Annotated in this window: 24 protein-coding genes and 1 pseudogene; 10 read left to right on the top strand and 15 right to left on the bottom strand. The window is 40.0% G+C overall.

The window, feature by feature from the left end; genetic code table 11:
- Positions 1-47: 47 nt before the first annotated feature.
- Entirely contained in the window at positions 48-416 is a 369-nt protein-coding gene (locus IGI50_RS14680) for a winged helix-turn-helix transcriptional regulator (RefSeq protein ID WP_438777449.1), read from the bottom strand.
- Between the two features lie 221 nt (positions 417-637).
- On the opposite strand from IGI50_RS14680, the gene IGI50_RS14675 reads away from it, so the two are divergent.
- The 4 genes from IGI50_RS14675 to IGI50_RS14660 all read left to right on the top strand — a co-directional run bounded on the left by IGI50_RS14675 (position 638) and on the right by IGI50_RS14660 (position 3,101).
- Positions 638-1,294 carry an NAD(P)H-dependent oxidoreductase gene (locus IGI50_RS14675; protein WP_010745168.1) on the top strand — a complete coding sequence of 219 codons (657 nt, stop codon included), beginning with the start codon at positions 638-640 and terminating at the stop codon, positions 1,292-1,294.
- A 26-nt stretch (positions 1,295-1,320) separates the two neighbouring features.
- A complete protein-coding gene (locus IGI50_RS14670; RefSeq protein WP_438777448.1) occupies positions 1,321-2,352 on the top strand; it encodes a zinc-binding alcohol dehydrogenase family protein in 1,032 nt (343 codons plus the stop codon).
- A gap of 172 nt (positions 2,353-2,524) precedes the next feature.
- The gene (gene mazE, locus IGI50_RS14665; RefSeq protein WP_010745170.1) at positions 2,525-2,758 is read left to right on the top strand and encodes a type II toxin-antitoxin system PemI/MazE family antitoxin; all 234 of its coding nucleotides are present in this window, start codon (positions 2,525-2,527) and stop codon (positions 2,756-2,758) included.
- Positions 2,751-3,101, top strand: coding sequence for a type II toxin-antitoxin system PemK/MazF family toxin (locus tag IGI50_RS14660; RefSeq protein ID WP_222226073.1), 351 nt, complete (start codon positions 2,751-2,753; stop codon positions 3,099-3,101). The genes mazE and IGI50_RS14660 overlap by 8 nt, the downstream gene beginning before the upstream one ends.
- Before the next feature lie 166 nt (positions 3,102-3,267).
- Here IGI50_RS14660 and IGI50_RS14655 read toward each other — a convergent pair whose 3' ends face one another.
- Entirely contained in the window at positions 3,268-4,110 is an 843-nt protein-coding gene (locus IGI50_RS14655) for an aldo/keto reductase (protein ID WP_438777447.1), read from the bottom strand.
- Between the two features lie 239 nt (positions 4,111-4,349).
- On the opposite strand from IGI50_RS14655, the gene IGI50_RS14650 reads away from it, so the two are divergent.
- A complete protein-coding gene (locus IGI50_RS14650; RefSeq protein WP_438777446.1) occupies positions 4,350-7,232 on the top strand; it encodes a LysM peptidoglycan-binding domain-containing protein in 2,883 nt (960 codons plus the stop codon).
- Between the two features lie 44 nt (positions 7,233-7,276).
- On the opposite strand, the gene IGI50_RS14645 is transcribed toward IGI50_RS14650, so the two are convergent.
- The 6 genes from IGI50_RS14645 to IGI50_RS14620 all read right to left on the bottom strand — a co-directional run bounded on the left by IGI50_RS14645 (position 7,277) and on the right by IGI50_RS14620 (position 11,449).
- Entirely contained in the window at positions 7,277-7,480 is a 204-nt protein-coding gene (locus IGI50_RS14645) for a helix-turn-helix transcriptional regulator (RefSeq protein WP_438777445.1), read from the bottom strand.
- Positions 7,481-8,125: a DUF3796 domain-containing protein gene (locus IGI50_RS14640; RefSeq protein ID WP_438777444.1), complete on the bottom strand. Its 645-nt coding sequence runs from the start codon at positions 8,123-8,125 to the stop codon at positions 7,481-7,483.
- A gap of 172 nt (positions 8,126-8,297) precedes the next feature.
- Positions 8,298-9,323, bottom strand: coding sequence for an LLM class flavin-dependent oxidoreductase (locus tag IGI50_RS14635; protein WP_438777443.1), 1,026 nt, complete (start codon positions 9,321-9,323; stop codon positions 8,298-8,300).
- A 210-nt stretch (positions 9,324-9,533) separates the two neighbouring features.
- Positions 9,534-9,770 carry a hypothetical protein gene (locus IGI50_RS14630; RefSeq protein WP_438777442.1) on the bottom strand — a complete coding sequence of 79 codons (237 nt, stop codon included), beginning with the start codon at positions 9,768-9,770 and terminating at the stop codon, positions 9,534-9,536.
- 79 nt (positions 9,771-9,849) lie between these two features.
- Complete coding sequence (locus IGI50_RS14625) at positions 9,850-10,590, bottom strand: LytR/AlgR family response regulator transcription factor (RefSeq protein ID WP_438777441.1); 741 nt, start codon at positions 10,588-10,590, stop codon at positions 9,850-9,852.
- Position 10,591: 1 nt separating this feature from the next.
- Positions 10,592-11,449 (bottom strand): sensor histidine kinase, encoded by an 858-nt coding sequence (locus IGI50_RS14620; RefSeq protein WP_438777440.1) that lies wholly within the window; start codon positions 11,447-11,449, stop codon positions 10,592-10,594.
- A 930-nt stretch (positions 11,450-12,379) separates the two neighbouring features.
- On the opposite strand from IGI50_RS14620, the gene IGI50_RS14615 reads away from it, so the two are divergent.
- Positions 12,380-13,156, top strand: a complete 777-nt coding sequence (locus IGI50_RS14615) for a hypothetical protein (RefSeq protein ID WP_438777439.1) — start codon at positions 12,380-12,382, stop codon at positions 13,154-13,156.
- A 68-nt stretch (positions 13,157-13,224) separates the two neighbouring features.
- Positions 13,225-13,578 (top strand): hypothetical protein, encoded by a 354-nt coding sequence (locus tag IGI50_RS14610; protein ID WP_438777438.1) that lies wholly within the window; start codon positions 13,225-13,227, stop codon positions 13,576-13,578.
- A gap of 197 nt (positions 13,579-13,775) precedes the next feature.
- On the opposite strand, the pseudogene IGI50_RS14605 reads toward IGI50_RS14610, so the two are convergent.
- Positions 13,776-13,934, bottom strand: a pseudogene (locus tag IGI50_RS14605) (IS30 family transposase); the annotation flags it as partial.
- A 285-nt stretch (positions 13,935-14,219) separates the two neighbouring features.
- Here IGI50_RS14605 and IGI50_RS14600 point away from each other — a divergent pair.
- Complete coding sequence (locus IGI50_RS14600) at positions 14,220-14,348, top strand: hypothetical protein (protein ID WP_438777437.1); 129 nt, start codon at positions 14,220-14,222, stop codon at positions 14,346-14,348.
- 208 nt (positions 14,349-14,556) lie between these two features.
- Here IGI50_RS14600 and IGI50_RS14595 read toward each other — a convergent pair whose 3' ends face one another.
- A complete protein-coding gene (locus IGI50_RS14595) occupies positions 14,557-15,153 on the bottom strand; it encodes a TetR/AcrR family transcriptional regulator (RefSeq protein WP_311816749.1) in 597 nt (198 codons plus the stop codon).
- Between the two features lie 309 nt (positions 15,154-15,462).
- On the opposite strand from IGI50_RS14595, the gene IGI50_RS14590 reads away from it, so the two are divergent.
- Both IGI50_RS14590 and IGI50_RS14585 read left to right on the top strand, forming a co-directional pair.
- Positions 15,463-16,344, top strand: a complete 882-nt coding sequence (locus IGI50_RS14590) for an ABC transporter ATP-binding protein (RefSeq protein ID WP_438777436.1) — start codon at positions 15,463-15,465, stop codon at positions 16,342-16,344.
- A gap of 23 nt (positions 16,345-16,367) precedes the next feature.
- Entirely contained in the window at positions 16,368-17,981 is a 1,614-nt protein-coding gene (locus tag IGI50_RS14585; protein WP_438777435.1) for an ABC transporter permease, read from the top strand.
- 78 nt (positions 17,982-18,059) lie between these two features.
- Here IGI50_RS14585 and IGI50_RS14580 read toward each other — a convergent pair whose 3' ends face one another.
- The 5 genes from IGI50_RS14580 to IGI50_RS14560 form a co-directional block, all read right to left on the bottom strand.
- Entirely contained in the window at positions 18,060-18,392 is a 333-nt protein-coding gene (locus IGI50_RS14580) for a hypothetical protein (RefSeq protein WP_222226065.1), read from the bottom strand.
- A 114-nt stretch (positions 18,393-18,506) separates the two neighbouring features.
- A complete protein-coding gene (locus IGI50_RS14575) occupies positions 18,507-19,049 on the bottom strand; it encodes a GNAT family N-acetyltransferase (protein ID WP_438777434.1) in 543 nt (180 codons plus the stop codon).
- A gap of 213 nt (positions 19,050-19,262) precedes the next feature.
- Entirely contained in the window at positions 19,263-19,355 is a 93-nt protein-coding gene (locus tag IGI50_RS14570) for a type I toxin-antitoxin system Fst family toxin (protein WP_111945260.1), read from the bottom strand.
- Between the two features lie 82 nt (positions 19,356-19,437).
- Entirely contained in the window at positions 19,438-20,061 is a 624-nt protein-coding gene (locus IGI50_RS14565; protein WP_438777433.1) for a DUF2922 family protein, read from the bottom strand.
- 45 nt (positions 20,062-20,106) lie between these two features.
- The gene (locus IGI50_RS14560; protein ID WP_438777432.1) at positions 20,107-20,490 is read right to left on the bottom strand and encodes a hypothetical protein; all 384 of its coding nucleotides are present in this window, start codon (positions 20,488-20,490) and stop codon (positions 20,107-20,109) included.
- Between the last annotated feature and the right edge of the window lie 18 nt (positions 20,491-20,508).

The raw sequence follows: 20,508 nt of genomic DNA, 5'->3' as shown, positions 1-20,508 counted from the left end.
CAAGCATCGATGCCGCTGGTTTTATGTAATTACCAGAGTAAGCCGTATTACTTACAAGCCAAGCATTCTTCCTCCAGCTTTCCTTCGTTCCGCTGGTTATAGTCATCGCCCCATTGATGCAGCACCTTAAGAACGGATTTCAGTGAATAGCCATAATCTGTGATTCGATAGCTGACCATCAACGGCTTTTCTTGAAGGACCTGACGCTTGATCAATTGGTCATTCTCTAGATCCTTTAATTGCAGAGAAAGCATTCTTCGGGTGATCCCCGGAATTTTCCGTTGCAGCTCACTATAGCGATGCTCGCCTTCAAAAATTAGATGATACAATATGACGCTTTTCCATCTGCCTGAGATTAATTGCAGCGTGGATTCAACGGGACAGCCCGTTTCACAATTATAAATTTTTCTTTCCATAATAATATCCTCCTACTTATAAGAGAGACTGACGTCCAATTTACTAGTCTCTTTTTATCACAGACGGATACTGGCGTCTATCATTTCATCTTTCCTCGTTATTGAGAAGGAGGTATAAAAAAATTCCCTAATTTACATATGTAGACGATAGGCTTATGCTAGATCTGCAAATCAATTAGTAGTTTTGATTTCCTAAAAAAACAGATAAGGGAGAATGACCAATGGATAAAAGAAATGAAATTTTGAATGCGCACAAACGCCGCTTTGCAACAAAAGCCTTCGATCCAACGAAGAAAATCGCTGATGAGGATTGGGCAACGATTCTTGAAGCAGGGCGCCTATCACCAAGCTCTTTTGGGTACGAGCCTTGGAAGTTTTTGTTAGTGGAAAATCAGCAGGTCAAAGAGGATTTGCAGGACATCGCTTGGGGAGCACGCAATAGCTTGAATGGAGCGAGTCATTTCTTGATCGTGTTGGCTAGAAAGAATTTGACAGGCGACAGTGCTCACGTGAAGCACATGGTGGAAGACGTTTTCGGTGTGCCGTATTCCGAATCTTCTCCTCAGACAATTTTCTTTGACAACTTCCAGAAAAAAGATTTTAATTTAAGCACAGAACGCGAGCTGTTTGATTGGGCATCGAAGCAGACGTATATCGCTTTAGCGAATATGATGACGACCGCTGCCTATCTGGATATTGATAGCTGTCCGATTGAAGGGTTCAATAAAGATGCTGTTGAACACTATTTGTCTGAAAAGGGCTATGTTGATCTAGCGGAATTTGGTGTTTCTTATATGGTTGGTTTTGGCTATAAAGACCAAGTGCAGCCAGAGAAAAAACGTCAAAGCTTATCAGATATCTATCAAGTGATTCAATAGTATCGAATCTTAGGAGGTCAATGAGTATGTCTGAAGAAAAAAAGATCCATGCAGTTGGTTTTTTTGAAGGATTGCCAATCGACGATCCCAATAGTTTTATCGATACGCTGGAAGAAATGCCCAAAGCAGTTGGAAGAGATCTGCTGATTAAGGTGGAAGCCGTATCTGTTAATCCAGTAGACACGAAATTACGTCAAACGGCCCGTAAGAGCAATGCCCTTAGAGTCTTAGGCTTTGATGCAGTCGGCGAGGTTGCAGCGGTAGGAAATGAGGTCGAAAACTTTAAAGTCGGAGACCAAGTCTTTTATGCAGGAACCACGTCGCGCCGCGGAAGCAATCAAGAGTATCAAATAGTCGACGAACGAATCGTTGCCCTTGCGCCTGAAAAGCTTTCTACAGAAGAAGCGGCCGCATTGCCACTAACATCGTTGACTGCCTATGAATTGCTATTCGACAAATTCAATATCGTACCAGAAAAGGACTCCGCCAAAGGCAAATCCATCTTAGTTATAAACGGTGCTGGCGGCGTAGGGTCCATACTCAATCAATTAGCGAAATGGACTGGCTTAGAAGTATTCGCCACCTCAAATCCTAAAAACTTCGATTGGTTGGCGAAGGTCGGTGTCGATCATCCGTTAGACTATCATCAAGATCTTAAAGCACAGCTTAGAGAAATCGGGACAGAAACCTTTGATTACATTGCTGTTTTATTCGATATTACAAAATATCTCGACACGATCAAAACAATGATCAATCCATTTGGTCATGTAGGAACGATCGTAGGAATCAACGAACCCTTAGAGCTTGCGGAATGGAAGAACAAATCTGTTTCATTTGATTGGGAGTACATGTTCGCCAAGACGGACTATGGCTATGACCTTGAATCCCAAGGACAAGCCTTGAAGACGATCGCAAAATTAGCCGATGACGGAATATTGATTCCCACCGTCAGCAAAATCTATGACACAGGAATCAATGCCGATAACTTAAAACGTGCCACGAAGGATGTCGAATCAGGACATATGCTAGGGAAAGTGGTTATTAGCGGAGGCTTTTAAAAAGGAAGAGTGGAGTTGTGGCAGAAGTCTTGTCGCAACTCCATTTTCATATTACGTGAGATTATTCTTTATTTTTTAGCTGGTAAGTCGCATAGTTGTTACCCCTGTAATTATCGTAATTACTGTGATTACATGGTATAATAAACGAGAGAAAAGCAGGCAGGTGATTACTATGGATACAGTAAAAACACGCAAACAAGGAAATGCTGTGATGGTAACCTTAGCAAGTAAATTTGAGGTACCAGCAGGGAAGACCTACTATATTTTTCAAGAAGCTGACGGTACTATTTTATTGATCCCTAAAGTGGAGGATTATTTTGCACAAGCGAAAGCCAATGAATTTATTGATCCCGAAGATGAATTAGCTAGTAACTTTAAAGTGGAAAGCAGGCAACTCGATGAATAGTATCAAGCAAGGAACGATCATTTATATTGATTTTGATCCATCGAAGGGCAGCGAGATAAAGAAGCGAAGACCGGCTGTAGTAATCAGCAGAGATGAATACAGTCTATCGTCAAACTTAATTATCGTATGTCCGATTACTAGCACGGATAAAAAACGCCCTTACTTTGTTGAAATCGACAATGATGCTTTGAAAAAAGGGAGTATGGTCAATGCAAAACAAGTGTATACGCTTGATTTTACTGAACGTGGAGGCAGGAATATTGAGATACTAGGTGAAGTATCCACAAGAGAATTTATCAATATTGCCCAACACGTGCAGATGAATTTTAATTTTCCAGTCTAATGCTTAGTTACGAATCATTAAAAAAGTTGTCAGCCACTCACTTAGAGTTAAAAAATCACTGAACATATTCCCACTTTAAAAGAGCCTTGAATGCTCTTTTTTTTTGCGTATTTATATCAAAAAATCGCAACCTGCTACGCAAGGCTGCGATTTAACTCTTAAAGGATTATTTTCTACTTAATGTCCCCTTTAAAAACTCTTCATCATTAGGATCTCCTGAACCTCGTTGGTTTTTATCCAAAGAAGCGATGAGAGTCATTTCTTCATCTGTTAAGGTGAAATCAAAGACATCGATATTTTGCGCGATCCGTTCTGCATGAACAGATTTTGGAATCACGATGATTTCTCGTTGCAAGTGCCAGCGTAGGATCACTTGCGCGACTGACTTGTTGTGGACTTCAGCGATTTTCACTAATGCCGGATCGTCCAGAACATTGCTCTTGCCTTGTCCAAGAGGGCCCCAAGCTTCATGGGCGATATCCAAGCTCTTCAAGTAATCATTCATCTCTTTTTGCTGGAAATAAGGGTGTGTTTCAATTTGGTCAACGGTTGGCTTAACTTTAGCACTTGCCAATAATTTTTCCATATGGGGTTTTTCAAAGTTTGATACTCCGATGGATTTGATTAAGCCGTCGTTGTACAAGCTTTCCATTGCCCGCCATTTTTCAGTATAGCCTTCACTTGGCCAGTGAATCAAATATAGATCCAAATACTCTGTTTGAAGCTTTTTCAAGGATTCGTGGAAGGCGGCGATCGTTTCATCATAGGTCGTATTGCTGTTCCATACTTTTGACGTAATAAATAGGTCTTCACGTTTTACATCACTTTCAGCCAATGCTTCACCAAGCCATGCTTCGTTGTGGTAAATAGTTGCCGTGTCAAAGTGACGGTAGCCGTCCTTCAAGGCCACAGCTACTGAACGCTTCAAGTCATCGGCATTTTGAACCTTGAAAACACCTAGACCTAGCTGAGGAATCAGCTGACCGTTGTTTAGTTTCAATTGTTCCATTAAGAAAACCTCCTAAATAGTCTATATCTAAGTATAACGCTGTCAGAACAATACTGTAACTATTATGCCTTATTGTCTAGAAATAATTATGTCTAATAAAAGCTTTTTTGCATTAATTCAAAAAGTGAATTTTTTAAGTTTTTTTAGAAATATTTATTTTTTACTAGAGGTAGAATTGAAAAAGTGACGAAAGTTATAATAAATGTGTTCAGATTCTCAAAAAAGAATGGGGTAGTGCGATGAAAAAAACTAGTAAAAATCGTATACGTGACCATGTAGAGGAAAAGTATCGCGCGAAGATGTACAGGGTGTGGAAACAGACATTTGCCAAAGGCCTGCCGCTACTTGTTTTATTGCTAGGCTGCACATTGCTTTTTTGTCCGGATAATGCACGAGGGACTGTCTGGGAAGCCAACTCGATTGAAACCATTAGGACCAAATTAAAAGCAGGACAGAATTCGTATACCTTTGAGGAAGGAGATACCTTTTATAATATCGGTCTCGCAGTGAATGTAAAATGGCAAACGTTGATGGCGTTGAACGGCTTTGAAGAAGGCAGTCAGTATACGGTCCCTGTTGGAACGACGATCACCTTTGATGGCTCTAAGATTACGGTGACAGATCAAAATGGAAGCGTTATCTCAGAAAAGGAACTCGGTGAGGAAGATAAGCTCGATCCTTCTAAGCCTTTTGCAAATCAATCATCAGATACAGATAAGCAAGCCGCTCAAGTAAGTGGGACCGAAAACAAAACGACCACAGCTAAAAGAGCTGTACAAACGACGGGGGTTAACGAGCAAGCAACGCAAACAGAAGCACCAATCGATAAAAAGCAAGCTGAAAACGAGAAGCAAGCGGTAGAAGCAGCGAAGGAACAAGCTGAAAAAGAAAAGGCAGCCGCTGAAAAAGAACGGCAGGAAGCGGAGCGATTAAAACAAGCCGCAGAACAGAAATTAACAGAGGCGTTAAACAAAGAAAATAGTCTATCCTATGCAGAATTGCAGGCAAAACAAGCCGCAGCAACGGCCAAAGTGACCGAAGCACAGGCGAATTATGATGGACTTGCAGCACAACTCACGGGTGTAGAACAAAAGGTCCTTGCGGCAACGACCGCTCAACAAGCCGCGCAGGTTGCTTTAACAACCGCTCAAGGAACCATCAGTCAAGCAACGACAAATTATGGGAACGCACAGCAACGAGTGATAGAGGTTAGCGGACAAATCTCTGTTTTACAGAGCCAAGCTGGAGAAGATGCGAATATTCAGGCGCAACTCGCGCAATTGCAGCAGCAACTTTCAACGGCACAAGGAGAGTTAGACACCTATGGTTCACAGTTAGCGGTCGCGCAGCAGGCAGTGACTGAAGCACAGGCAGCCTATGATGCAGCCGCAACCGCTCTAAATGCAGCAATTGCTGAAAAAGCAGCGATCGAAGCGGCTATTGGACAAGCGCAAACGATATTAGTGGCAGCCCAACAAGAATTAGCCAATTTGCCTAGTCTATCGACGGCGGCAACCAGTGACGAGGCAAAGAAAATCCAAGCAGAACTGGCACAGTATTCGAAGCGTATTTCCACTCTAGATCAACAGATTACTGAGCTAGCCAGTAAGATCCAGACGCTCAACGAACGCATCGCTGAATTGGATCAGATTATCGAAGGTATCACTACAGCGGCAAACAACGTTGAAGCAGATGGAAAAGAAGCAAATAATTCTGCGGCAGAGGCCAATCAAAATGCAGACAAAGCAAGCGAGACGGCAGACGAAGTTGAAAACAATTTGCCTCATATTCCAACTAACGAGGACAAATTTGTAACAGTTCTGATCGATGAAACAGGAAACGTACTCACAGACACGGAAGGCTATGTGAAAGTTTCTGAATCTGACCCAGTAAAAACAGTGGAGACTCTTGCCAATGGCGACACGATAACGACGTATACAACCACAGTGACCTATCACAAAATAGTCAATACAGACAAAGAAGTAACCATCAATATTGATGAAGCAGGGAATGTTCTAACCAGCTTAGAAGGTTACTTCAAAATCAGCGAATCAGGCCCAATAAAAACAGTGGAGACTCTTGCCAATGGCGACACGATCACGACGTACACAACCACAGTGACCTATCACAAAATAGTCAATACAGACGAAGAAGTAACCATCAATATCGATGAAGCGGGGAATGTTCTGACCAGCTTAGAGGGCTACTTCAAAATCCACGAATCTGAACCAGTAAAAACAATTAAAATACTTGTCAATGGGGATACGATTACGACCTATACGACGACTGTAACGTACCATAAAATTCAGAATGAGAATAAATTTGTAATAAAAAATGTGGATGAAGCGGGGATAGAATTAACTGATCTGACAGGGTACGAAAAGGTAAGAGAATCTGAACCTGTCAAAAGTGTGGAGACTTTGGCGAACGGAGATACCATTACCACTTATACAACAACAATCACCTACAAGAAAGTATCAACGAAGGACCCGATCATTGAAGCCATCAAACCAGCAAATGATCCTGTGATCAAATCAATCAGAGAGCAAGTAGAGACAGAGGATACCAGAGTCACGCTTGATCAAGCAGATCAATTGGTCAATGCAGTTTTTTCTAAAGAAGTCGCGAAGTATTTTGAGAAGCTGGTTCAGGAAGAGCAGGAAAGATATGGCGAGACCAAAATCAGCAATACAAAAGATGAGGCCGCGTATCGTGAAATTGCGGAGCGTGCGGTAGAAGTCATGTACAAATTCTCCCATACCCGTCCGACCAATCAGGCGAGCGAAGGAACCTATGTAGTCGATCGCGAAGTCGGATCAGAAAAAATGGGTTTTTGGAGCGAAAACATTTCCCAGACCTCCGTCGGAAAATCTGAGGTGAATGGTGATTCAACACTCTTGGCGCAATTGATTGCTCAACGAATGTTCAATCAATACATTGATAGTGAGCGAGAAGCCGGAAGAGCCGGTGACTATGTCAATGGCGGACACTACATGAATATTATCCAATCAGGACATTCAGACATGGTTCTTGCGGTATTTATCGTTGAAGATGGGGAGAACCCAGACTCCTATAGGATTGCGACGACGGTCAGCACAGGCTTCGTTTCGATTGTAAAATAGAAAAAGTGAAGTGCCCATAAAGTTCGTTAGGGCACTTCACTTTTTTAGTCGAAAATAAAGAGGTCTGTAACGGGGGTATCGACGACCTTAGCGATATCTAACGCAAGCTTTAGGGAAGGGTTGTATTGTGCTTTTTCCAACCGCATGATTGTTTCTCTGCGGACACCCACCAAGTCCGCCAGCTGCTCCTGCGTCAGCCCTTTTAACGTCCGATATTTTTTTAAGTGTGATTCGAATTTTACATTCATTTAACCAGCCTCAGTTTCAAATCGGTATAAGAAATATTTACTAAGAAATAAAACAATACCATAGATTAACGACATTGAGCTTAACATAAAAATCGCACACCATTCAAGATTCCAGGCTAACATTCCGCCACCGATCAGCCAGATAGTCAAGAACAACAAAATGAAGCCGATTTTGTAAGCCTTCAATTCCGCTCGCTTCTCATTTTCCTCGTAAAGCTCATCCTTCAAGGTGTCCGATAATTTCCCCTCGAAATAGAAGCCAAAAAAGCCAAAGAAAACAAACGCGAAGCAAGGATAGATAATGCCAAACCGCCAATACGTCCAAAAACCAAGAAACCCTAGAAAACCAGCAAAACCGCAAAGTCCCAGCATCGGGTGAATGTTTCTTGTTCGATTCTTTTCCACGGTCTTATTGCGCCATACGACTTTGAAAAGGACGGCGACTAAATACAACACATAAAAAGTGACTAGGAACAAGGCGATCCACATAGGTAAATCCTTCATATGAAAAACATAGTCAGATACGACCGTTGGTTCCACTAAACGACTCTCATTATATACGACTGAATGAAACACAGCCAATGCTAAAACAACCATACATCCAATTCCCAACAGGATTAAATTTTTAATCTTTTTCTTTGTCATCTAAAAGCTCCTCCTATGATACATATTTATCACTTTACGAGATAAATATATCACATATAAAAAGAAAATCAATAGAAAAGTGAGAAATAGATCACTTTTTTATCGGAACCAGTGCAATCGAAAATAGAGGATAGAAGCAGTCAGCGCTGTTTCTATCCTCTATGTATGTCGATTATCTCCAGCCTAATTCAGGAGCGATATCTTTTACGATAGTATCCAATAAATGAATATTGTAGTCGACGCCTAATGTGTTAGGGATCGTGACAAGCACCGTATCCGCTTCTTTGATGGCTTCGTCCTCTGCCAATTCTTTCGCGATCTTATCAGGTTCACCAGCAAAGGTTTTCCCGAAGATCGTTGGGTTTTGATGGTAAGCAAGGAACCCAACTTGATCATAGTTCGCATCGTCGCCTTGATGCCCGAATAATTGACGGTCAAGATCAGTCGTGATTGGTTGAATCGAACGTGTTACTAATGTCCGAGGTTCAAAGTCATGACCGGCTTCTTTCCACGCTTCCTTGTATGCACGCAATTGTTTCGCCTGCTGAACATGGAAAGGCTCATTCGTTTCATAGTTTACTAAAGTAGAAGATTGCAGGTTCATTCCGTGTTGTGCTGCCCAGATTGCAGTTTGGGTTGAACCAGCCCCCCACCAGATACGTTGGCGCAAGCCTTCTGAGTAAGGTTCTAAACGCAATTTTCCTGGTGCTTGAGGAAACATTGGTTGTGGATTCTGTTCAGCGAAACGTTCGCCTTCAAGCAGCTTCAAAAATTCCAACGTCCGTTCACGAGTGATGTCTTTGATTTCTTCTTCGCTATAATCGTAGCCGAAATATTTCCAGCCATCCAGCACTTGTTCCGGTGAGCCACGGCCCACGCCTAATTCCACTCTTCCTTGGGTAATAATATCTGTTAATCCAGCATTTTCCGCCATCATATAAGGATTTTCGTAACGCATATCGATCAAGCCAGTACCGATTTCGATCTTGCTTGTCTTAGCGCCAATCGCTGAAAGTAATGGGAATGGTGAGCCAATTTGATCGGCAAAGTGATGCACCCGATAATAGGCGCCATCGATCCCAATTTTTTCCGCTTCGACAGCCAGATCAATCGATTGTAAATAAGAATCTTGAGCCGTTTTCACTAGGGACCCTTGATCCATCCAATGACCAAAACTTAAAAATCCGATTTTTTTCATAATAGAGAACCTCCTTCAAGCAATGTAAGTTTACTTACTTTTAATAAGTTGAATTGATTCTACTACGTTCCTTGTAAAAAAGCGAGGAATTGTTCTCGGAGCAGCACGAGATTAACAAAGGATACGAAAAAAGACCTGTTCCCTTGATTTTTCGAGGGTTCAGATCTTTTTAGTTCACTTTTTACTGAGGAAATTAGCAATAGGAAAAAGTTAATTTCTTGAATAGACGCCGATATAACCACCTTGAGATTTGTAGTAACTTATCCTTGTCATTCCTTTATGTTTTGTAGGAGGAATTCCTTTGAACCAAAATCTTAAATACATCCCTCTTGGCTCAATGATACTTTTATCGGTATTCTCACTAGTGATTTCAGAAGCTGAAGCGGGTGTTGTTATTCCGACAGACAATAATGCCAATATTAAATAGCCAAACAAGATTTTTTTCATCGATACGCACCTTTCTCCACTTATTATCCTTAGTATAACGAGTTTTAATAAAAAAGAAGAAAAGTTATCACAAACGTAGCTATTTCGATCTTAAACGCTTGTTCAACATAGAAAATTTTCTTATGGCAATCGGACAAACTTCGTTGTTGACCATTGTTGCCTCGTATTTTTTTCGATTTAGTGCACGAACATTTTCGATATTCAGGACAATAGACTTGTGTGTGCGTAGCAAGGCGTCAGACATAGAATCAATATCGTTGATTTTTCCATAAAACTCCACGGTACTTTGGTCTAAATGTAGAACCAATTTATGCGGTATGGGAGAAGTCTCAATGAACATCACATCTTTCATGGGGAACACTCGGATTTTACTACCTACTTTTATTTTTAGTCGCTCCTCCGATTTATTTTTATCTTCTTGATAATGTGTTCTCGCTTGCTCCAAAGCCTCAATGACTCTTTTCTGTAAATCTTGCATGTCGTCTTTAAGAATGTAGTCCATTGCTTCCACTTTATATTTGAATGTAAAATACATCATCTCGCTATGAGTGGTGATAAAAATTATTTTCCCGCCAATGTCCGTATTCCTAATTTGCCCACCCAACTTTATTCCGTCAATCTCGCATTGCAAATCTACATCTAAAAAATAAATACCATTGGCAATAGAATTTTTTTCTAAGTAGGAGAGAAGGTCATAAGGATTGCTAGTACTCAATTTGATTTCCATATCTAGTTCTTCAATCATTATGTAATTCTGAATATATTCTTCGATTGCTTTTCTCTGGGTGTCATTATCTTCACAAATGAATATCGGCAACACCTTACTCCACCTCACTTAAAATGGTCACTCTTTGAATAAATAGCTTCTCTTCAATTTTTGTTTCCAGAAGAATATTTAGCTCTTTTGAAAGAATCTCTTCGACATTTGATAGTCCCAGTCCCCTTTTTTCGCCACGTGTTGAAACACCAAATTGCTTTAATTCTTGAAGTGGCGCCACATTTTCTCTAGTGGTGTTTTGAATAATGAAAACTAAATCCTCGTTCTCTTTAAATGCCACGATCGCCAGCATTCCTGTTTGGATGGTCTCTAGCTCCTCAATCGCATTATCAAGAAAAATTCCAAAAAGTCTAACTAATGAAAGAATACTCATACTATCTATTTCAGGCAAAAACTCTTTGATTTCAATGTGTACATCGATGTTTCTTTCTTGGGCTAATAATAGTTTCGTATAAAAAATACTTCTAATTCCCAAAGACTCAATATTTTGTAGCGAATCAAGGATAAGGTTGTTTTCTTTTAGTTCCTCATTGCTTTTCATTATATCCTTCGCAAAAAAATCCTTTAATTCAGTAATCTTATCGTTTTCGAGAAAGTAGTTGATGGTTGATAGAAGGTTCGTGTAGTCATGGCGAAATTTTCTCGTTTCTTGATATTGCTTCTTGACTTCATCCACATATTGTTTTTGCAATTCTGCGATAATCATAGCGTTTTTTGCCTCAGATTTTAGTAAAGCGTTCCGAGAAATTTCTCGAATAACCATAACGATTAAAGTAGTCAAAATAAAATAGAAAAGTAAAAACATAAAAAATAAATTTTGATTGTCAGCATAGTTTTGAATCATTTCAATCGCTTGAAAACCAAAGACGACCATCATTAGGAAAAATGCGGCACTGTTCAATTTTCCTTTTTGTTCTAAATAAGGATATAATCTGTTGCGCAAAAAAATTGATAGGACTATACAAATTAGTAGTGAAAATAAAATCGTGCCCGATAAGTAGAAGTTCGCCATAATTTGATTTTTAAGACTTAGACAGTATTTGTCCACTTCTATATAAAATAAAGTAGTCATTATCTCGATTAATGCAGAACACATGATTGATAAAATTATTCTCATCGGGTTTTTCTTAGTCGAAACAAGATAAGCAAAGGCAAATAAGAGGAGAAATAGAACCAATAAATCTAGGGTTGAGTAGGAGATACTGACACTTATTGGTATCACTAGTAATAGTAAAAACAATAAAATAGCTCTGATTTTTTCTTTGTATACTTTTTCCAAAATGAAAAAGCACAACGCGACAATCAAAATCTGTGAATAAAAAAAATAGTTAAAAAGAAAAGGGCTCATAGTTTTCTCCTTACGAAGCATACATTCAATGCGTTAATTGTCATGTGTATTATATCACAGAGGTTTCGCCCAACGTTCAGGTTATCAAAATAAAATGATTTTTTTGAAGAAAGACGTTTAAGATAGTTTTACAGCCTTTTAGGATAAAAAGCTCTGCTTATTAATAAATGTTTGTATGATGAGTTTATCGGAGTAGTACAGGTTTGGTAGGGACTGGTTATCCGGCGAAAGCGAGTCAACTTCGGAAGAGATAAGTATACGGGCTACTTGTTTGTGCCATTCATTGATCCCTTAACGGATAACCGACACCATATAAAAATGCAGGATTGCCGCTATACAGCCCCGCCACTCACCTCCTCGGATTCTGTAGTATACAAGTGCCCTGCAAGGAAAGTGTAACACGAAATATAAAAAAGAGAGAAAGGTGCTTTGGGGTTTTCATAACTTCATTGGTGCCTTTCGTAGGAAGGCGGATTTATAAAAATGAATAAGAAAAAAATGGTTAAAGTATTAAGTACAACGGTTTTAGCTTCAACTCTACTGATAGCTTCAATGGCTCCAGTAGTAACAACAGTTTATGCAGCAGAAGTAGAAGAAATGGCAAATAATGAATTAAGTGAGGTCTCAGAGCAATCTACCACTATTTCTGATCAAAAGGAGACTCTTTTTGATTCAGTTCAAAGTCAACAGAAGACAAAAAATGTAGATACTTTCAAGGATGAGAATGGAAATACTATAACAGAAATTCTCGGAGAAAATGGTGAAGTGATTGTCTCAAAAATAATTAACAATGAGACACAAGAAACAGAAACGACCACTAATACAGGAAGTAGTGTTGTAGTTGAGAAAAGTTCTCTTAATGAAGACGGAACTATGACGATTAATAAAGAAGTTTATGAGTTAATTCCTGAATCAGAATTGACTATTGCCACTGATCAAGATCAAGGGAATAGACCAATGCCTAGAATATACTATGATAAATGGTCATACACTGGATTCGCAGTTTCTAGAGCGGCTTTTTCAACATTGGTTGATTTTTCTGTTGCTGGCATTGTTGGGAAAGTTGCTGCAGTTTTAAGAATTTCACGTGGAGCTGCTGATTATTTAGTGGGATATATGGGAGCGAAATATTCAAGTAGCGGAACAGTTTTGGCTAAACATTTGGATTCTAATGGGAATGGATACGTAGCCCTTTATAAAAGAGGCGTACGTAGCAGTAAATATACTCAGATTTATGCATACCAACATAGAACATACTAAAAATACTGATATTTTCTATCCATAAAGAATCTTAAAAGAGTACAGTAATTTCAAAGGAGAGGAACTATTTGCTTGATCGCATTTGGAAAATGAAGACTAACCATCCAATAATTGCGCACATAATAATTTTTGTTTGCTGGGCTATAGGTTTAGGAGTAGTCGACTTTCATATTAATAAAAGTCTTAGTTCTTTTCCTTTTGCTATTCCGATTGTTTGCTTTTTAGGGTGGTTATTTGAATCTTACTACAAAGTTTCTTCTGGAAAGCTCTGGGGTATCTATTTTTTAATACTCTTCGTATTTTTAACAATTTTTGATAGAGATTCTTGGGTAGATTGGACATCTTCGGTTATTCAGATTGTAATAGCTGCGTTAGTTGCAAGCATAAGTGTATTTGTTTATTATCGTAACAGTCATAAATAAATTTGAATCGTAAGTTATTTAGGTATCGAGAAAATTTTGTGTTACTCAATATCTAGGAACTTTAACTAGATAAGAGGTGTATGTTATGGGTGAAATAGTGAATGTTCCTAATAATTATCTGGAGAGTGATATATTATCTGATTTGTCAAATTAAGCTAGATAATACCTCGTCATTTATGCAACTCAAGAATACCTCCAGAGCTCTTGTGTTTAACTCCCACAATGGTGTCGCCTTCAAGATGTCCAAATTCTTTGGACAGGTGTGGATAGAGCCTATTCCGTTTATAAATCGTTCTGCGAAAGGTTTGTTTCCCGTGTTTTTCTTGATGTCCATTAGGTTTGCGTTTTCCTTGTAGTTGTTCCTCGAGCTGAATGGCAACGACCCCTTGCTTATTTTTAATATAGGAACTACCTCCGATTTAAACTTGTATTGGCAGTATAATCGGAGAAGGTATTTAATTGTAGATACCCAGTGTTTCGGCGCATACTTTAGTTATACTCAAATTCGCGTAAATCTGCAAAGAAAAGAGACTGTGACACAAGTCTCAAAAAAGCACTAGAAACGACGTGAAAACTGATATGCTCCCTATAAAGTAGACAAGGAAAAAAATTCCAAATCTACTTTATAGGGAGTTTTTTGTATGTCTAAGAGAAGCCTTTATTCTCTAGAAGAAAAATATCAAGTTATTTCAGAAGTGATGGATGGACGTCATAGCGTAAATAGTATCACTAAGAAGCATTTCCTTCCATGGACGACGATAAAAGATTAGATTTGTAAATATAAGGATGATGGAATCGAGGGACTAAAAAAATCTACAATGTGGAAACGGTACGAGAGTGATCTAAAACAGAAAACACTTCTTGTCAGCCAATTTGATCCGCAAAATGACGTCCCCGATTTTTTCCGCTTCGACAGTGAAATCAAATGTAGATAAAACTCGTGAGCTTTTTTAACTAGGGAAGCTTGAAAAAGGCTATTTATTTTCTTGGGGCGATCCCTTTTACCAGCATTTCTGTCCATTCAGCAGTATAGGGCATGATTTTCTCGTAAATTTGCGGATTAGAGATTCCTTCTAGAATAGCTTGGAAATAAAGCATCAAAAACTCGTCTGAATATTTTAAGTCCACTTTTCCTTCTTTTCGTCCTCGATGGAACAGATCCAACATGATTCCAAAGCTTTGCTTGGTATATTCCTCCATCATTCGAGTAAAACCACTATCGCCTTTTTCAGTAAAATAGTTCATTAAATCTAGGTAGAATTGTTTATTGATTTTTTCAAGATAGTCGATTTTATTTTGACTCATGGCAATTAATGTTTCCTCAAAGGGGGCATTTTCTGCCATGATTTGTTTTGCTTTTGTTCCCATCTCTTCCATTGAATGTGTAAAGACCTCATGAATCAAATTTTCCTTACTGCCAAAATATTTAAAAATGGATGTTTTTCCTACATTTGCCTTTTTTGCTACTTCATCGATCGTTAAGTTTTCAATACCTGCATCTGTATTCATCAACTCAAAGGCAGCCTGCAAGACCTGCTCTTTTTTTTGTTGTGTGCGTCGTTCAAATCCATTCATTTTACTTACCTGCTTTCTAAAAAACAAGAACTTTTTCATCGTTTTAGTTCATAATTTTGCTTATGTATATTATATAGGAAAGAATACGAACTTACAATGGATTGATAGTTTTAAACATAAACATATTTTCATTGACGGGTGGAAAGAAAGAGGATATTATTGGAATTGTAAATGAACTTTGGTTTGAAATGATACTTAATATTGATTGATATGAACTTTTTGTATATGTGTAGTTCATAAAATCGCGTCTTGTTTTGAACTGGAAAGCACGTTATGAAATTATGTCGAGAGAAGAAGGAGTTAAGTACCATGACAGAAATTGTAAAAGTACAAGGCTTGCAGAAGAAGTTTGGTAAATTTCAGGCATTGAAAGACGTGTCATTCACAGTGAACGCCGGTGAAGTCGTCGGATTTATCGGACCAAATGGTTCAGGGAAATCAACGACTATTCGCACACTGCTGGGCATTATCAACCGAGATCAGGGGGATGTCCGAATTTTTGGAAAAGATGTTTGGAAGGACAGCTTGGAGATTCACAAACGCATTTCCTATGTACCTGGAGATGTCGCTCTGTGGGGAAGTCTTACTGGCGGTGAGATCATTGATTTATTCATTAAACTTCATGGCGGAGGAAGCAAAACGAAACGCGATTACTTAATCAAACGCTTTGAGCTTGATCCGAAAAAGAAAGCAAAGGGCTATTCTAAAGGAAATCGGCAGAAGGTCGGCTTGATTGCGGCCCTTTCCGTAGAATCGGATCTTTATATCTTGGATGAACCAACTTCAGGATTAGATCCTCTAATGGAAGCCGTTTTTCAGGAAGAAATCGAAAAAATTAAGCATGAAGGAAAAGCCATTCTATTGTCTTCCCATATTTTAAGCGAGGTAGAACGCTTAGCTGATAAGGTTGCGATCATCCGTCGTGGAGAGGTAGTCGAGACAGGAACATTAGATGAGCTGCGGCATTTGACCCGCTCGACGATCACGCTTGTGACTGAAGGAGATGTCTCAGAAATCGCCAAGGTTCAAGGTGTTCATGACTTTGTGGAAAAAGATGGAAAAGCGACTTTTTCCGCTGACAACGAAGCAATGAATGAGATATTGATCGAAGCGACCAAATTGCGAATCAAAAAAATCGAATCTGTACCGCCAACGCTGGAAGACTTATTCTTGCGTCACTACGAAGGCTGATTGTCGGAACGGAGGAAAATAGGATGAATGAAAAATTTGCTCGCTGGAGCGTACTGTTTATTCAATACGTAAAACGTGATTGGAAAAAAATAATTGTTTGGATTTTAGGATTAGGCTTGTTTTCAGGAGCTTTCGTTCCAGCCTTTGAGGAAATCGGTAAGGGTCAAGGGCTTCTAGCGATGTTTGAGACGATGAAGAATCCGGCGATGATCTCAATGGTGGGACCGACCCCCATTAAATCGGGGGCAGACTATACACTAGGCGCGATGTATGCACAGGAAATGTTGCTGTTTTGTGGATTGTTCGCAATGATCGTTTCTGCGCTGCATGTAGTCAGTCATACACGGAAAGAGGAAGAATTAGGATTGACCGAACTGGTTCGTTCTTTTCGTGTGGGGCGTCAAGCGAACTCTTTGGCGGTAATTACTGAAACGATTCTGATCAATCTGTTACTAGGTGCTTTTATTAGCGGAGTGATGGCTAGCTTCGGTGTAAAAACGATTGATACGGACGGGGCTCTCCTGTTCGGGGTATCCATTGCAATGGCAGGAATAATTGGCGGAGTATTGGCGCTGGTACTGTCTCAGATCATGGTTACTTCGACCGGGGCCACAGGATCGACACTAAGTGTTATTGGGCTACTGTATATTGTACGCGCTGGAACAGATGTGTCTGATGCGGATTTGTCTATGTTTAATCCAATGGGGTGGACCTATCTGACGTATCCTTTTACGGAAAATAATTGGATGCCTGTACTGGCGGCGTTGATTTTCAGTGTTGTTTTGACGGTACTTTCTTTCATTTTGGAAGGACACCGAGATATGGGGGCAGGCTATCTGCCAGAGCGAGAAGGACGGGCAAACGCCAAAAAATCATTGCTTTCAGTGCCAGGCTTGATTTTCAAAATCAATAAGGGGGTAATGATTGGCTGGCTGGTTGCTTTTGTTGTTATGGGAGCTGCCTATGGTTCGATTTACGGTGATATGCAGGTATTCTTAGGAAGCAATGAGCTGATGAAGCAAATGTTCACTCAGTCAGGTGTCTCTATCGAGGAATCCTTTACCGGAACGATCATGATGGTGATGATGGGTCTTGTAACGATTTTACCGATTGTCATTGTTAATAAACTGTTTGCAGAAGAAACCAGACTGCATCTCAGTCAATTATACGCAACCAAAGTGACTCGCGGAAAGCTTTACTGGACCACTATCTGTTTAGCGATTTTAGCAGGATTACTGGGTGTCGGGCTAGCATCTGCTGGTTTAGGGGGCACAGCAATTGCCGCAATGGAACAAAAATCGACGATGGATTTAGTAGACTTTTTAGCAGCAGGCTACAATTTTATGCCAGCGGTCTTGTTTTATATCGGATTAGCCGCATTGGCTTTAGGTTGGCTGCCTAAGCTAGGGAAAGTAATTTATGCGTATCTTGGCTATTCCTTCGCATTGAACTACTTCGGAGGAATCCTTGATCTACCAGAATGGTTTTCGAAAACCGCGATTCAAAGCTGGATTCCTAGAATGCCGATGGAGGAGTTTGACGGAACCGTATTTGCAGTGATTACAGCCATCAGCATCTGCTTCCTGCTGATCGGTTATCTTGGGTATAAGAAACGTGACTTAGTAGAGGGCGCTTAATAGAAAAATAATCAATAATCGGCTTTTTAGATTCAAAAATCCCTGTCAGGAATCATCCAGGACAGGGATTTTTTTGAATTAATTCTCATTCACGATCTTTTGTATTTCTTCAGCAAGCTGACGAATGACATTTGGTGCGCTATTGCGGAAGTCTTCCACAAAGGAGCCTGAAGTGCTTTCGACAGTGCCGACTTCCTTGTTCATAATGTCAAAAATAGCGAGGGTCTTGTCTGCTGGCTGCCATTTTACTTTCCAGTAAGGACCTTCCAAGTCGCCATCAAGAATTTGCTGGCTATTGTCTAATACAGCCTGTCGAATCACTTCTTCTTCAGTGATGTCGTTGCCCTTTTCTTTCAGATAGTTCAGTTTTTGTTCGATCTCATACATATTTTCAGGTACTAATGAATACATTTTTTGGCTCCCTTTCTCGTCTGTTACGAGGGTTTATTTCTTTTAGTTATACTCAAATTCGCATAAATCTGCAAAGAAAACCCCTTATATCGCGTGGATATAAGGGGTTTGAACCTATTCTCGCCAATATTCTGGCCGCATAAATTCATCGGAGCATTGAACCGTACCAGAGTAATCCTCGAATGGGAAGTCATCACGCAACGACTGAACCATCCAAGCCTCTTCTTTTCCTTTTTCAACAGGATAAGGCGGCTGAAAATGAAGCGGCAAAGCCGGCTTGAATCCATGTCGCGGATAATAGTCGATATGACCTAAGACAAAGACTAGGTCAACGTGCTTTTCTTTCAAAAGACGCAGCCCTTCTTTGATCAGCTGTCCACCGATTCCTTGCTTCTGATATTCCGATACAACGGCTAGTGGGCCAATAATCATGATAGAAAGCGAGTCTTGTGTAGGGATTGTTGCCTTCGTAAAAAGAATATGACCAACCGCTTCATCCTCAGCAAATGCCAAAAGAGACAGGAGCGGTTCGGCAGTCGGATCTGCCATCAGCTTCTTCGTTAACTCTGCCTCGTCTACTTCACCAAAAGCTCGCTGTTCTACTTGATAGATCGTTTCGTTGTCTTTCTTCGTTGTTTCTCGAATCGTAATGTTCATTGTTTTGCTCTCCTTATTTGAATGATTGTTTTCATTGAATTAAGAGCAAATCACCGATAATAAACACAAGTTAGTCAAACAAGAACCTCCTTTATTTTATACTTCCATTCTAAAAGAAGCGACGGAGAAGAACAAGCGATGATGTATGAATTTGTGAATCCTAATCAACACCTGCGGAGTTTCATCCACAGGCGTTGATTTTCCATTCAGTCGTCACGGATCACGCCCGCTCAGCCAATGATTGACAAGGGCAATGATCAATCCAACAAAGAGTGGCGCAAGGACATATCTTATCAGCTCACTCAAGAGGCCTCACCTCCTTTCCTAGTGGAGGTCGACGACATGAGTGGGGTGTTCCTATGCGTAAGCTACTTGAGAAAGACAGAATTTAGCTGCGGGAGATATCGTCCGGTGGTCGTCCGACGGGCTCTTTTTTCTTTCGCTTTCTTTTTCTGAGGAACCGATCGATCAGTTTTGTTCGTACTTTTGGCTGATCATTAGGCTCTAGTGACTGCTCAACAGGTGCATCTGCAGACGGATCGTTAAATGATGTAATTGGTTGTTTTCCGATTTGCGGTACATTTTTTATTAATGAAAGAGGGTTGTTTCTCGCTGTCATCGGATGTGTCAATTGAACAGTTGATTTATCCACAGAAACAGGCACCTGTGAATAGTTTTCCTCAGTTTTATCCACATTATCCACACTTTTAGTTGGATAAGTTGTGGGAAAGCTAGTTTTTTCATGCGAAGCTGTGGATGTCTGTGTGCATTCTTCTGTGGACAGTTCGTTCTCTTTATCAAAAATGATCGTTTCTGTAGTGGTCACGATCTTTGCTGTTACAACAGAATCAAATAGTTTTACGCCGTTTTGTTCAAAAATATCTAAGGTCGTCAGTAATTCGCAAGCTTCTTTGATCGTTTGTGCAGGCAGACTGTTATCCACATCTTTATAAGTCCAATCGTGTTCGCTTCCTAGACTGTTCGTAAATGTCGCGACTAAATCATGTGTCATGTGCTCGTTTCCTTTCTCTTTTTATTTTACGCAAGGGACTTTTTCTCAAGGTTCATTCGTTTCAGCGGGACGGACTTTTGAGAGTAAGGAACGGACGATAGACAAGGCGGTTTCGCCAAAGTTACGGACAGGGAAGGTTTTCATTTTTAGTGCTCGCCATTCAGGTGCCATGAAGTAATCCTTAAAATAGTAGAAAAATCGCTTCATAGTGCGAGTAGCTTTCGTATGCATAAAAATCTCACGAACGAGATCCTTCAGAATGTTGGCAAACTCCGTTGCTCCAAGCTGGTAACGCACACGCAATGTAAGAATGTATTTGATCGTTAAGGAACTATTTTGTGTTCTGTAATAATACTCAGAGATTCGTTTCTCCAAAGTTTTTGGTTTTAGTTGGAACAATTGTCGGTAATTCAAGGGTTGCTCATTCATCGGATCTCATCCTTTCTT

This window comes from Enterococcus sp. DIV0170 (assembly GCF_051710765.1).
In the GTDB taxonomy this organism is placed as follows: Bacteria; Bacillota; Bacilli; order Lactobacillales; family Enterococcaceae; genus Enterococcus_A; species Enterococcus_A raffinosus.
Note: the sequence above shows the minus strand (reverse complement) of the source record. Positions and strands in the feature narration are given on the sequence as shown.

What these genes read in the sequence shown, in the direction of transcription:
- IGI50_RS14680 (WP_438777449.1), bottom strand. Translation starts at nt 416, where the DNA reads ATGGAAAGAAAAATTTATAATTGTGAAACGGGCTGTCCCGTTGAATCC.
- IGI50_RS14675 (WP_010745168.1), top strand. Translation starts at nt 638, where the DNA reads ATGGATAAAAGAAATGAAATTTTGAATGCGCACAAACGCCGCTTTGCA.
- IGI50_RS14670 (WP_438777448.1), top strand. Translation starts at nt 1,321, where the DNA reads ATGTCTGAAGAAAAAAAGATCCATGCAGTTGGTTTTTTTGAAGGATTG.
- mazE (WP_010745170.1), top strand. Translation starts at nt 2,525, where the DNA reads ATGGATACAGTAAAAACACGCAAACAAGGAAATGCTGTGATGGTAACC.
- IGI50_RS14660 (WP_222226073.1), top strand. Translation starts at nt 2,751, where the DNA reads ATGAATAGTATCAAGCAAGGAACGATCATTTATATTGATTTTGATCCA.
- IGI50_RS14655 (WP_438777447.1), bottom strand. Translation starts at nt 4,110, where the DNA reads ATGGAACAATTGAAACTAAACAACGGTCAGCTGATTCCTCAGCTAGGT.
- IGI50_RS14650 (WP_438777446.1), top strand. Translation starts at nt 4,350, where the DNA reads ATGAAAAAAACTAGTAAAAATCGTATACGTGACCATGTAGAGGAAAAG.
- IGI50_RS14645 (WP_438777445.1), bottom strand. Translation starts at nt 7,480, where the DNA reads ATGAATGTAAAATTCGAATCACACTTAAAAAAATATCGGACGTTAAAA.
- IGI50_RS14640 (WP_438777444.1), bottom strand. Translation starts at nt 8,125, where the DNA reads ATGACAAAGAAAAAGATTAAAAATTTAATCCTGTTGGGAATTGGATGT.
- IGI50_RS14635 (WP_438777443.1), bottom strand. Translation starts at nt 9,323, where the DNA reads ATGAAAAAAATCGGATTTTTAAGTTTTGGTCATTGGATGGATCAAGGG.
- IGI50_RS14630 (WP_438777442.1), bottom strand. Translation starts at nt 9,770, where the DNA reads ATGAAAAAAATCTTGTTTGGCTATTTAATATTGGCATTATTGTCTGTC.
- IGI50_RS14615 (WP_438777439.1), top strand. Translation starts at nt 12,380, where the DNA reads ATGAATAAGAAAAAAATGGTTAAAGTATTAAGTACAACGGTTTTAGCT.
- IGI50_RS14600 (WP_438777437.1), top strand. Translation starts at nt 14,220, where the DNA reads ATGTCTAAGAGAAGCCTTTATTCTCTAGAAGAAAAATATCAAGTTATT.
- IGI50_RS14595 (WP_311816749.1), bottom strand. Translation starts at nt 15,153, where the DNA reads ATGAATGGATTTGAACGACGCACACAACAAAAAAAAGAGCAGGTCTTG.
- IGI50_RS14590 (WP_438777436.1), top strand. Translation starts at nt 15,463, where the DNA reads ATGACAGAAATTGTAAAAGTACAAGGCTTGCAGAAGAAGTTTGGTAAA.
- IGI50_RS14585 (WP_438777435.1), top strand. Translation starts at nt 16,368, where the DNA reads ATGAATGAAAAATTTGCTCGCTGGAGCGTACTGTTTATTCAATACGTA.
- IGI50_RS14580 (WP_222226065.1), bottom strand. Translation starts at nt 18,392, where the DNA reads ATGTATTCATTAGTACCTGAAAATATGTATGAGATCGAACAAAAACTG.
- IGI50_RS14575 (WP_438777434.1), bottom strand. Translation starts at nt 19,049, where the DNA reads ATGAACATTACGATTCGAGAAACAACGAAGAAAGACAACGAAACGATC.
- IGI50_RS14565 (WP_438777433.1), bottom strand. Translation starts at nt 20,061, where the DNA reads ATGACACATGATTTAGTCGCGACATTTACGAACAGTCTAGGAAGCGAA.
- IGI50_RS14560 (WP_438777432.1), bottom strand. Translation starts at nt 20,490, where the DNA reads ATGAATGAGCAACCCTTGAATTACCGACAATTGTTCCAACTAAAACCA.